The 11,806-nt window shown below is 70.4% G+C and carries 12 protein-coding genes; all 12 read right to left on the bottom strand.

Going from position 1 to position 11,806, the window contains the following annotated elements:
* Positions 1-10 precede the first annotated feature (10 nt).
* Positions 11-1,111: a prephenate dehydrogenase gene (locus ACFVDI_RS05610; protein WP_378901440.1), complete on the bottom strand. Its 1,101-nt coding sequence runs from the start codon at positions 1,109-1,111 to the stop codon at positions 11-13.
* Between the two features lie 102 nt (positions 1,112-1,213).
* Positions 1,214-1,612: a VOC family protein gene (locus ACFVDI_RS05605; protein WP_378901437.1), complete on the bottom strand. Its 399-nt coding sequence runs from the start codon at positions 1,610-1,612 to the stop codon at positions 1,214-1,216.
* Positions 1,602-2,411 carry a helix-turn-helix domain-containing protein gene (locus ACFVDI_RS05600; protein ID WP_378901434.1) on the bottom strand — a complete coding sequence of 270 codons (810 nt, stop codon included), beginning with the start codon at positions 2,409-2,411 and terminating at the stop codon, positions 1,602-1,604. Before ACFVDI_RS05600 ends, ACFVDI_RS05605 begins: the two co-directional genes overlap by 11 nt.
* Before the next feature lie 183 nt (positions 2,412-2,594).
* Entirely contained in the window at positions 2,595-3,860 is a 1,266-nt protein-coding gene (thrS, locus tag ACFVDI_RS05595; protein ID WP_378901431.1) for a threonine--tRNA ligase, read from the bottom strand.
* A gap of 204 nt (positions 3,861-4,064) precedes the next feature.
* Positions 4,065-4,832, bottom strand: coding sequence for a pseudouridine synthase (locus ACFVDI_RS05590; protein WP_378901428.1), 768 nt, complete (start codon positions 4,830-4,832; stop codon positions 4,065-4,067).
* Positions 4,829-5,512, bottom strand: a complete 684-nt coding sequence (gene scpB / locus ACFVDI_RS05585) for an SMC-Scp complex subunit ScpB (protein WP_378901425.1) — start codon at positions 5,510-5,512, stop codon at positions 4,829-4,831. The genes ACFVDI_RS05590 and scpB overlap by 4 nt, the downstream gene beginning before the upstream one ends.
* Positions 5,505-6,395, bottom strand: a complete 891-nt coding sequence (locus tag ACFVDI_RS05580) for a segregation and condensation protein A (protein WP_378901422.1) — start codon at positions 6,393-6,395, stop codon at positions 5,505-5,507. The genes scpB and ACFVDI_RS05580 overlap by 8 nt, the downstream gene beginning before the upstream one ends.
* A gap of 17 nt (positions 6,396-6,412) precedes the next feature.
* Positions 6,413-6,778 carry a hypothetical protein gene (locus tag ACFVDI_RS05575; protein WP_378901420.1) on the bottom strand — a complete coding sequence of 122 codons (366 nt, stop codon included), beginning with the start codon at positions 6,776-6,778 and terminating at the stop codon, positions 6,413-6,415.
* Positions 6,760-7,596 (bottom strand): AAA family ATPase, encoded by an 837-nt coding sequence (locus tag ACFVDI_RS05570; RefSeq protein WP_328532332.1) that lies wholly within the window; start codon positions 7,594-7,596, stop codon positions 6,760-6,762. The genes ACFVDI_RS05575 and ACFVDI_RS05570 overlap by 19 nt, the downstream gene beginning before the upstream one ends.
* A 411-nt stretch (positions 7,597-8,007) precedes the next feature.
* Positions 8,008-8,154, bottom strand: a complete 147-nt coding sequence (locus ACFVDI_RS05565) for a hypothetical protein (RefSeq protein WP_378901417.1) — start codon at positions 8,152-8,154, stop codon at positions 8,008-8,010.
* Between the two features lie 30 nt (positions 8,155-8,184).
* On the bottom strand, positions 8,185-10,791 hold the full coding sequence (locus tag ACFVDI_RS05560; RefSeq protein WP_378901414.1) for a DEAD/DEAH box helicase: 2,607 nt from the start codon (positions 10,789-10,791) through the stop codon (positions 8,185-8,187).
* Entirely contained in the window at positions 10,788-11,684 is an 897-nt protein-coding gene (xerD, locus tag ACFVDI_RS05555) for a site-specific tyrosine recombinase XerD (protein WP_378901411.1), read from the bottom strand. The genes ACFVDI_RS05560 and xerD overlap by 4 nt, the downstream gene beginning before the upstream one ends.
* Positions 11,685-11,806: the final 122 nt, after the last annotated feature.

Genomic DNA, 11,806 nt, shown 5'->3' with positions numbered 1-11,806 from the left:
GGGCGGGAGCCTACCGGTGAGCGACCCAACCCCGGGACTCCAGAACCGCCTGCATCCGGTCGGCCGCGTCCTCGGCCACGATCAGCTCCATGACACCCACCGGGCGACCCGGGTCGTGGTCGATGCGTACGTCCTCGATGTTGACCCCGCTCTCGCCCGCGTCCGCGAAGAGCCTGGCCAGGTTGCCGGGCTCGTCGGGCACCGTGACGTAGACGATCGCCTGGGCGGTCTGCGGCCCGCCGTGCTTGCCGGGGATGGCCCGGGTGCCGGCCTGCCCCTCCTTGAGGAGTACGTCCAGGGCGGCGGCGTCGCCGTTACCGACGGCCGCGATCATCTCGTCGAGCTGGGCGCGCACCTCGGTCAGCAGGTCGGTCACCGCGCGGGCGTTGCCGGCCACGATCTGGCCGTAGAGGCCGGGGTCGCCGGCGGCCACGCGGGTCACGTCGCGTACGCCCTGGCCGCTGAGGCCGAGGTGCCCTTCGGGCGCCACCGCGAGCCGACCCGCCACCAGCGCCGCCATCAGGTGCGGCACGTGGGAGGTGCGGGCCACCGCCTGGTCGTGGTCCTCGGGGGTCAGAGTCAGCGGGACGCCGCCGCACAGCTGGGCGAGCTCGCCGACGAGCTCGGTCGCGACCGGGTCGGCCTCCGGGTGCGGCGTGACCGCCCACGGCCGTCCCTCGAACAGCGTCGCGGTCGCGGCCAGCGGTCCGGAGCGCTCGCTTCCGGCCATCGGGTGACCACCGACATAGCGGCGTACGTCGGCGGGACTGTGCTCACGCACGTAGGCCAGCGGTGACGCCTTCACGCTGCCGACGTCGGTGACGACCGCATCGGGGCTGTCTGCGAGGGCTCGGGTGATCACCTCACCGAGGTGCGCCGGAGGGACCGCGACGACGACCAGCTGCGGCGTGTCTCCGGGCTTGCGGCGGCGGCCGGCGCCGAGGCCGGTCGCGGTGCGTACGTGACTGGCGACCGAGTCGCTGAGGAGCACGTCGAGACCGGCCGCGGCGCACGCCAGCGCCACAGAGGTGCCCAGCAGGCCGACGCCGACGATCTCGACCGGGCCGGTCAGACTCGACAACCGTCCCCCTGCTTCCCCGGTCCGTGTCATGAGTCCAAGGCTAAGGGGTGGGTGCCGCTCGACCCTCTTCGTCTCAGGCCTGCTGGTGCGCTATCGCGGCCGGCGACCAGGGTGTGCGATATCGCCTCGCGATCACGATGGCTGGTAGCTGCCGAACGACCAGGAGTTGCCCTCCGGATCGGTGACCGTGCCGCCGCGGCCGCCGTAGTCCTGGTCGACCATCGGCCGGTCCACGGTGGCGCCGGCGGCGACCGCCTTGTCGAAGACGGCGTCGGGGTCGTCGGTGATCAGGTAGGCGGAAGACACACCGGTCTTCTTGATGCCGCCGTCCTCGCGTACCTGTCCGAACATCAGCCCTCCTCCGCCGGGCCAGAGCCATTCCGCGTGGTGCACGATGCCGCCCTCGCGGTAGGTGGAGTGCTCGACGAAGCCGATCGCGCTCAGCCACGTCATCATCGCCTCGGCGTCCTGGAACGCCATCGACTGCCAGTACTTGATCTTCGCTACGTCTCTGGTGGGTTCAGTGCTCATGCCTCGAGTCAACCGGCTGGCGGTCGGCGAGGTCTTGAACGAATGGGAACTCCTCGCGCAGCCACGTCGTCGGCGAACACCCCGCGAACTCCTGCCACTCCCGCGTCAGGTGCGCCTGGTCGGCGTAGCCGCAGACGCTCGCCGCCTGCGCCAGGGGTAGCCGGCCGACGAGACCACGGGAGCGGTCGAAGCGCGCCAGCCGCTGGAACTGCTTCGGGGCGACCCCGGTCTCGGCGCGCACCAGGTCGCTGATCCGCCGGCGGCTGTAGCCCACGTCGTCGGCCACCTCCTGCACCCCCGCTCCCCCGGTCAGCAGCGCCAGCGCCCGTCCGACCTCCGCCCGTGGCCCCGGTTCGCCGCGGCGTGCCAGCGCCCCGACCAGGCCGGCGACGACCAACCGCTCCCACTGCCGCGGATCGGCCTCGGCCAGCTGCTCCGGCAGATGACGTACGCCGCCGGGTGCCGCGACCTCGTCGAGGGCCAGGAGCTCGCCGCGCCAGGCCGCGGCCGGCATCCCGAACAGCGCCCGCACCCCGGCGGTCGTCAGCCCCAGCTGCACACCTCGCTGATGGCCATGGTGATGGATCGTCGCCGGCCGGGTGTGCAGCCCGGAGACCAGCGACCACGCCGTCACCGGCGCGCTCCCGCTCCCCCAGGAGGTGACGAGCGGTTCCTCGACCGGCAGCACGAACGTGATCTCGGTCGACGGCATCCCGCGATGCAGCCCCGGCGCCCCGAAGTCCACGTCGTAGGCGATCAGCGACGTGACGTAGGGACGCAGCACGTCCGGTACGGCCATGTCTCGATGGTGACACGGTCGGCGCGGGTTGCCCATGCACTATCGCCGACGACGAGCCAAGTGTGCGATAGAGCTGCGCAGTAGTCATGCCGGGACGTCACCCGCGTCGGCCGAGTGGGCACTCGAGTGCCGCCTCGGCCGACGTGCGTGACGCCTCGGCGATCTCGGCCTCGCCGGCAGATCTCACCAGGAGACCTCTCCCGCCCGCGAGGCATAGGCCTCCTTCATCGCAGCCACCAGCCCGGAGACCGAGAGCCGGCGCTCGAGCCCCGCCGCGACGTCGCGTACCTGCACCTCCCCGACCTCGGCCTCGCCCGCCCCGATGACCGCGATGAGCGGTTCGCGTCGGCGCCGGGAGTCCCGGATCCGCGCGCCGAGCGAGCCGCCGGGGGCCAGACGCGGGCGGAGGCCTTCGGCGATGAGAGCGTCGATGAGCGCCCGGGCAGGCTCGTCCTGGGCCGAGGAGACGGGCAGCACGGCGAGCTGGACGGGCGCGAGCCACAGCGGGAGGCGGCCCTGGTAGCGCTCGAGCACCGCGGCGGTGACGCGTTCCATGGAGCCGACGGTGCCGCGATGAACCATCACGACCCGCTGCCGGGAGCCGTCGGCGGCGTCGTAGGTCAGGTCGAAGCGCTCGGGCTGGTTGAAGTCGACCTGGACGGTCGCGATGGTCTCTTCCTGTCGAAGCGGAGCCCGAGACGACGTGCTCTGCCCGCGCGGGATGACCTGGAGGTCGAGCTTGGGCCCGTAGAAGGCGGCCTCGCCCGGCGCCTCGACGACCTCGACACCGGCCTCCGAGGCCGCCTTCCTCAACGCACCCTCGGCACCGTGCCACTGCTCGGCGGAGCCGAGGTAGGACGGTGATTCGTCGCGGAGGGACAGGCGTACGTAGTCGACCCGGAGGCCGAGGATCTGCTGCGCCTTCAGCGCCGAGAGCAGTGCCTTGCCCGCTTCTTCGGCGACCTGGTCGGGGCGGCAGAAGACGTGGGTGTCGTCGAGGTTGATCGCGCGGACCCGGCTCAGCCCGGACAGCACCCCGGAGCGCTCGGCCCGGAACATCGGGGCGAGCTCGTGCAGCCGGATCGGGAGCTCGCGATAGGAGTGCTGTCGGGCTCTGTAGACCAGCGCGTGATGTGGGCAGTTGGCGGGTCGGAGCACGAGCTCGTCGTCGCTCTCCCCGTCGGGTCCCGATCCCAGGCGCATCGGCGGGAACATGTCGTCGGCGAACTTCGCCCAGTGGCCCGAGCGCTCGAAGAGCGCCCGCTTGCCGAGGACCGGGGTCTTGACCGGTACGCAGCCGTCGGCTCTTGCCAGGTCGGCGGCCAGCCGCTCCAGCTCGGCGAAGACGACGGCTCCGTCGGGCAGCCACAACGGCAGGCCGGACCCGGCCAGCGGGTCGGTGGCGAAGATGTCGAGGTCGCGGTTGAGGTCTCGATGGTCGAGGTTCATGGTCGAACTCCTGGGGTGAGGCCCGGAGCACCGCCGACAGAGACGAAGAACCGCCCCGGAGCACTGCTCCGGGGCGGTCTGCGAAAGGTGTGGACAGCAGGTCAGCGCCGGAGTGGGTCCGGCGTCGTCGTGCTCATCGCGCGCTGCTGCATGGCATTCACCTTAACGGCTCGCCATCGCGTACGCACCCAGGATTTCGGGCCCTCAGAGCTCGGTCGTGTCCAGGAGCTCGCCGAGCTCCTCGCGGGAGAGGTCGCGCATGTCGCCAGGTTTCATCGTGCCCAGCCGGACCGGGCCGATCCGGGTGCGGGTCAGGCGGGTGACCGGGTGGCCGAGGTGGTCGAGGAGGCGGCGCACGATGCGGTTGCGTCCCTCGTGGATGACCAGCTCGACGATCGACTTGTCCTTGCGGGTCTCCATGATCCGGGCCTTGGTCACGGTGACCGGGCCGTCCTCGAGGGTGACACCGGCGAGAAGCTGCTTGCGTACGTTGGGGAAGACCTCGCCCTTGACCTCGGCGACATAGGTCTTGTCGACCTCGTAGCTGGGGTGCGCCAGCCGGTGGGCGAAGTCGCCGTCGTTGGTGAGGATGATCAGGCCCTCGGTGTCGGTGTCGAGACGGCCGACGTGGAAGAGCCGCTCCGGGCGATCGGCGACCAGGTCCGACAGGTTGCGGCGGCCCTCGGGGTCGCTCATCGTCGAGACCACGCCACGCGGCTTGTTGAGGACCAGGTAGACCTTGCCGGAGATCGGCGGGAGCCGCTTGCCGCCGACGCGTACGACGTCCTTGCCGGGGTCGACCTTGGTGCCGAGGCGGGTGACGACCTCGCCGTTGACCTCGACCTCCCCGTTGAGCATCAGGATCTCGCTGCCTCGGCGCGACGCGATGCCGGCCAGGGCCAGCAGCTTCTGGAGCCGGATCAGGCCCTCGTCGTCCAGCGGCAGATCATCACGCTCAGGAAGCTCACTCACGGTTTCGATTCTCCCGCATCCTCGGAGTCGGACCCATTCGCCGCAGTCTCCTCGGGCTGCGCGGCCAGCGCCTCCTGGCTGACCTGCTCGGTCAGCTCCTCCTCCATGTCGGCGAGGTCGGGCAGGTAGGGAGCCAGCTCGGGCAGCTCGCCGAGGTCGGTGATACCGATCCGCTCGAGGAAGTAGCCGGTGGTGCGGTAGAGGTTGGCGCCGGTCTCGTGGTCCTGGCCGGCCTCCTCGACGAGACCGCGGGTGAGCAGTGTGCGCATCACGCCGTCGACGTTGACGCCGCGGATCGCGGAGACCCGGGCGCGCGAGACGGGCTGCTTGTAGGCCACCACGGCGAGCGTCTCCAGCGCTGCCTGGGTCAGCCGGGCCTGCTGACCCTCGAGCACGAAGCCTCCGACGATCTCGGCATACGCCTCGCGAGTGTAGAACCGCCAGCCACCGGCGACGTTGCGCAGGTCGAAGCCGCGGCCCTGCTCGGTGTATTCGGCAGCGAGACCCTCCAGGGCCTCGACCACCGTGGCCGTCGGATGAGCGACGGCCGAGGCCAGCGCGGCCGCCTCGAGCGGCTCGTCGGCGACCATCAGCACGGCCTCGAGCGCCGGGCGTAGATCGGCGAAATCGATCGCGAGCGTCTCGTCCCCGTCGGTCGAGCCTTTCGAGGCCTCAGTCATCGTCCTTCTCCCCATCGTCGGCCCCGCCCTCGGCAGGCGGCTGCCCTTCGAACTCGTCCTGGATCAGCTCGTCGACGTCCAGCGCCCCGTCGCCGGTCCAGCGTACGGTCAGCTCGCCCAGCGCGGTGACCTGGTCGAAGGCGACCGCGCCCTCGCGAAACAGCTCCAGCAGCGAGAGGAACCGGGCCACCGTGGTCAGCGTGTCGGGCGAGTCGGAGCACAGGCCGCGGAAGGTGATCTGGCCCGAGGCGCGCAGCCGCTCGATGACCAGTGCCGCCTGCTCCTTGACCGACACCTTCGAGCCGTGGATGTGGGCCAGCCCGATCTCGGGCGGCCCGGGCTTGGGCGCCATCGCGGCCGCGGCGAGCTGGGCGAACTGCTCCAGCCCGATGCCGATGAGCACCTCGGGCAGCAGGCCCGCGTAGCGTGGCTCGAGCTGCACCGAGCGCGGGTGGCGCTTGGACTCCTTCGCCAGCCGCTCGCCGAAGACGGCCGCCACCTGCTTGAACGCCTTGTACTGCAGCAGCCGGGCGAAGAGCAGGTCGCGCGCCTCGAGCAGCGCGAGGTCCTCCTCGTCCTCGACGTCACCCTGGGGCAGCAGCCGGGCCGCCTTCAGGTCGAGCAGAGTGCTCGCCACCAGCAGGAAGTTGGAGGTCTGGTCGAGGTCCCAGGCGCCCTTCCCGCTCTCGGCGGCGCCCTTCTTGACGTAGGCGATGAACTCGTCGGTCACCGTGGCCAGCGAGACCTCGGTGATGTCGAGCTTGTGCTTGGCGATCAGGCTGAGCAGCAGGTCGAAGGGACCCTCGAAGTTCTCGAGGCGCACCTCGAAACCCCCGGCGCCGCTCGACTCCTGCTCCTCGGCCCCGACTGGGGCGTCTGGCATCTGGGTGACCGTCGCCGTCACTCGGCGAGCCGGTGCACGAGGGCGCTGTCTGCCCCGTACTCCTCCAGGTCGGCCAGCACGATCGCGAGCGCCTCGCGCACCAGCCGGCCGCGGTCGACCGCGATGCTGTGCTTGGCCCGCAGGCTGAGCCGGGCGTGCTCCAGCTCGAGCAGCTCCTCGGAGGTGATGTAGACGGTCATCTTCTCGTCGTGCCGTACGCGGCCGCTGGACCGCTTCTTCGCCGCCGGCGCCTCGGCGTCGGGCTCGGGCACGGCGTGCACGGGACGGGCCTTCGCCTCGGCTGTGGCCGCCGGGGCGGCACCGTCGGACGTACGCCGGAAGAGGTCGTCAGCGGCGGGAACCCTCACTCGCCTCGTTGCCATCGGGCCAGCACCTCCTTGGCGAGCATCCGGTAGGAGTCAGCACCGGTGGAGCTGGAGGCGTACTCGGTGATGGGCTCGCCGACCACCGTGGAGTCGGCGAACTTCACCGTGCGCCGGATGACGCTGTGGAAGACGCGGTCGCCCCAGCCGTTGACCAGGGTCTCCATGACCTCGCGGCTGTGCATGGTGCGGCTGTCGTACATCGTGCCCAGTATTCCGTCGATCTTCAGACGCGGGTTGAGCCGCTCCTGAACCTTGTCGATGGTGTCCTTGAGCAGGGCGACACCGCGCAGCGCGAAGTATTCGCACTCCAGCGGGACGACCACCGAGTCGGAGGCGGTCAGCGCGTTGACGGTCAGCAGGCCGAGGCTCGGCTGGCAGTCGATCAGGATCACGTCGTAGTCGGCGACCGCCGGGGCCAGGGCGCGGGCCAGGGTCTGCTCGCGGGCGACCTCCTGGACGAGCTGCACCTCGGCGGCGGAGAGGTCGATGTTGGCCGGGAGCAGGTCGACGCCGTCGATGCCGGAGGGCACGACCACGTCCTGGAGCGTGATGTCGCGCTCCATCAGCAGGTTGTAGACGGTCAGCTCGATCTCGTTGGGCTGGAGCCCGAGACCGACCGAGAGCGACCCCTGCGGGTCGAAGTCGACGAGGAGGACCTTGCGGCCGTGCTCGGCCAGAGCCGCACCCAGGTTGATCGTGGTCGTGGTCTTGCCGACGCCACCCTTCTGGTTGACCATCGCCACGGTGCGCGCGGGGCCGCCGGTGGCGGGGCCGGGCTCGGGGAGGTTGGGCCAGGGGCGGCCGGTCGGGCCCATCTTGTTCTTGCCCGGGGAGTCGAAGGAACCCGCGTCAGGCTCAGGGGCGTTGGCGCGCAGTCTGGCCGAGGGCGGATAGGCCGGCGCGTCCGGGGTCTGCGGAGGCAGCTGCGGCGCGGTCGCGCCACCTGCCCCGAAATAGCTGTCTTCCATTCCTCCACCCCCGGTTCAATTGCCGCGGCCCTGGGACGATCACGGCGTGCGGGTCTATATGTCGACACGGCGACTCTAAGACCCAGATCTGCGCGACTCTAGGAGCCGCGCCGGGCGTGTCACAAGGCAAATCCAGGTGATTCTGCTACGCGATCCGAATCTGTTGATGACCTGTGCACTTGGCGCCCCGCCAGCCCCACAGGGAGGGCCTTCGATGTGGAGAAACCTGTGGATGGATCTCCGCCCGATCGGCCGTGATCAGTGCGACTTACGGCGCTTCTGGAACTGATCGTAGGCCTTGGTCGCAGCGTCCTTGATCTTCTTCTGGTTCTCGGGCTTGCGAGCCTCGTTGGCGATCTTGGCGATGGCCGCGGCGACGACGGGGTTCTTCAGAAGCTTGCGCACACCGCAACGCTAGCGGACGCCGGCAACCCGTCACAGTCGGCGCATCGCCACCGTCGCCAGGACCAGCTCGCCAGCCTCGTCGCTCGCGTCCAGGTCGGCCACCGCCTCGATGACCCAGTCGTGGTCGCCGGCCGGGTCGTCGATGGTCTGGGTGATCCGCCAGACCCGCGTGTCGTCGTACGTCGCGTCGTCCTCGTCCACCCCCGCCGGCGCGCCGGTCTCGACCGTCCAGGTCAGCAGCTTGGGAGAACGCGAGTCGGCGGAGATGCCGACGTCGTCGTGCTCGGCGAAGTAGGCCTCCAGGGCGTCGTCCCAGCGCGGCCTCGTCATCACCACCTCGCGCGCGGGCTCGAAGCGGTCGGCGGCCGCGCGCTCGAGCCGCATCAGGCCGTCGAGGTCGTCGCGCGAGACCGCGTCGACCCGCGCCCACATCGCGTTGCGCACCATGATCTCGAAGGCCCGAAGCTGCTGCGACAGCGACCGCGGGGGCGGCGGGGCCTCGTGGTGGGCCACCGCCGACGGGATGTGCTCGGGGTCGGAGAGCGCCTCCCACTCGTCGAGGAGACTGGAGTCGGTCTGCCGGATCGTCTCCCCCAGCCACTCGACCAGGTCCTCCACCTCGGGGCTCTTGTAGGTCTCGGGGACCGTGTGCCGGAAGGTGCGGTAGGCGTCGGTCAGGTAGCGCAGCACCAGGCCCTCGGAGCGGGCGAGCTGGTAGCGGCGTACGACATCGGTGAAGGTCATCCCCTGCTCGTACATCTCGCGCAGGATCGACTTCGGGTCCAAGGCGTCCTCGGGCAGCCACGGGTGGGTGCCGCGGTAGACCTCGAAGAGCGCCTCGAGCCGCTCGGCCATCGGCTTGGGCCAGGTGATCTCCTCGATGAGCGCCATCCGCTCGTCGTACTCGACGCCGTCGGCCTTCATGTTCTCGATCGCCTTGCCGCGGGCCTCGTGCTGCTGGGCGAAGAGGATCTGTCGCGGTGGCTCGAGGACGGACTCGATCACCGAGACGATCTCCAGGGTGTGCTCCGGGGACTCCGGGTCGAGCGTGTCCAGCGCGGCGAGGGCGAAGTGGGCCAGCGGCTGGTTGAGCGCGAAGTCGGCCGGGAGCGCCTCGGTGAGGACGTAGCGGCGCCCGTACGCATCGGGTGTCTCCAGGCAGGTGAGGACGCCGCTGTGCACCAGCGAGCGGGTCAGCCGTAGGGCCCGGCGGGCGAGCTTGAGCTGGGTGGGGCGGTCCTCGTGGTTGTCCATGGTGATCCGGCGCATCACCGCGAAGGCGTCCTCGTCGCGGGCGACGACGTTGAGGATCATCGAGTTGTCGACCTTCATCCGGCTCTGCAGCGGCTCGGGGGCGCCGTCGACGAGCTTGGTGAAGGTGGCCTCGGTCCACACGACGGTGCCCTCGGGCGGCTTCTTGAGCTGGGCCTTGGAGTTCTTCTTGCCGGCCTTGCGGCGCTCCTCGGACTTCGCCTTGGCCTTCTCGTTCTCGATGATGTGCTCGGGGGCTTGGACGACGACGTAGCCCTGGGTGTCGAAGCCGGCCCGGCCGGCCCTTCCTGCGATCTGGAGGAACTCCCGGGTCCGCAGGATGCGCTGGCGGCGGCCGTCGAACTTGGCCAGACCGGTGAAGAGCACCGTACGGATCGGGACGTTGATGCCGACCCCGAGGGTGTCGGTGCCGGCGATGACCTTGAGCAGTCCGGCCTGTGCCAGCTGCTCCACCAGCCGTCGGTATCGGGGCAGCATGCCGGCGTGGTGGACGCCGATGCCCTTCCTGAGGAGCTTGGCCAGGGTCTTGCCGAAGCCGGCGGCGAACCGGACCGGCTCGAGCCGCTTCGCGATCTGCTCCTTCTCCTCGCCTGCGAGCTTCAGCCAGCCGGCGTTGAGCAGCGAGGTGCCGTGGGTGACGGCGTCCTTCTGCGTGAAGTGGACGACGTAGACGGGCGCCTGTCCGGTGGTGACGAGCTCCTCGAGGGTCTCCGGGAGCGGGGTCAGGCGCCAGTCGAAGGTGAGCGGAACGGGTCGTTCCGCCTGGTCGACGAGCACGGTGTCGCGGCCGTTTCGCCTGGTCAGGTCCTTGGCCAGGGCGCTGGTGTCGCCGAGGGTCGCGCTCAGCAGCAGGAACTGGGCCTGCGGGAGCTCGAGCAGCGGCACCTGCCAGGCCCAGCCGCGGTCGGGCTCGCCGTAGTAGTGGAACTCGTCCATGATGACGAGCCCGACGTCGGCATGCTTGCCTTCTCGCAGTGCCAGGTTGGCGAGCACCTCGGCGGTGCAGCAGATGATCGGGGCGTCGGCGTTGACCGACGCGTCGCCGGTGAGCATGCCGACGTTCTCGGCGCCGAAGGTCTCGACCAGGTCGAAGAACTTCTCGCTCACCAGGGCCTTGATCGGCGCGGTGTAGAAGGAGACCTTGTCCTCGGCCAGGGCGGCTGCGTGGGCGCCCGCGGCGACCAGCGACTTACCCGAGCCCGTCGGCGTCGCCAGGATGACGTTGTCTCCGGCCAGGAGGGACAGGATCGCCTCGTCCTGGTGGGGGTAGAGGCTGCGGCCACTCCCCTCGGCCCACGCCACGACCGCCTCGTAGACGTCGTCGGGGCTCGCTCCGACCTTGGGGATCCAGCTGGTGTCGGTCACAGGGCCCTCGGGTGTGCGGTCGCGAAGACCTCTCGGAGATTGTCCACGGTGACAAGAGTGTAGATCTGCGTCGTGGTCACCGACGCATGGCCCAGCAGCTCCTGCACGACACGTACGTCGGCACCCCCGTCCAGCAGGTGGGTGGCGAAGGAGTGGCGCAGGGTGTGCGGCGAGACGTCCTTGTCGATCCCGGCTCGCTCGGCGGCGCGGGTCAGGACCGTCCAGGCCGACTGGCGCGAGAGCCGGCCGCCGCGGGCGTTGAGGAAGAGCGCGCCTCCCGATCGGGCCGAGGCCAGGTCGGGACGGGCGCGGGTGAGGTAGGCCTCGACGGCCTCGATCGCGTAGGAGCCGACCGGCACGATCCGTTCTTTGCCGCCCTTGCCCCGCAGCAGGACCACATGGTCGACCCGGTCGAGGTCGTCGACGTCGAGGCCGACGGCCTCGGAGATGCGGGCGCCGGTGCCGTAGAGCACCTCCAGGAGAGCCCGGTCGCGCAACGCGAGCGGGGTGCCGGGCGCGCCGGCCGCCTCCAGGATCGCCTCCACGTCGGCCAGCGGGAGCGCCTTCGGGAGCCGCTTCTCCGCGCGTGGAGGCTTCACGTGGCCGGCCGGGTTGGCCTCGACCAGGCCGTCGGCGACCGCGAACTTGTGGAACCCGCGGACCGCCACGACTGTCCGCGCCGCCGAGGTCGCGCTGAGCGCCGGATGCTCCTCGCTGCCTTCGCGCAGGTGTGCCAGGAACCCCGACACCGTCGCCTCCGAGACGCCGGAGAGTGTCTCCACGTCGTGCTGCGCCAGGAACTCGGCGTACCTCCTCAGGTCGCGCCGGTAGGAGGAGAGCGTGTTGGCCGCGAGCCCGCGTTCGACCGTGAGGTGGTCGAGATAGGTACGCATCGCGTGCTCCACCGCCGAAGCGGGGCTCGAGGCAGTCGATGCAGCCGTCACGTCCCCTATCCAACCAGCCGAGTCGGCCCATCGTGACCAGAAATGCCGCCGAGTCGGCTCGTCATGACGAG

This window comes from Nocardioides sp. NPDC057767 (assembly GCF_042798275.1).
Lineage (GTDB): Bacteria > Actinomycetota > Actinomycetes > Propionibacteriales > Nocardioidaceae > Nocardioides.
The sequence above is the reverse complement of the archived record's forward strand: the minus strand, read 5'-3'. Positions and strand labels throughout refer to the sequence as shown.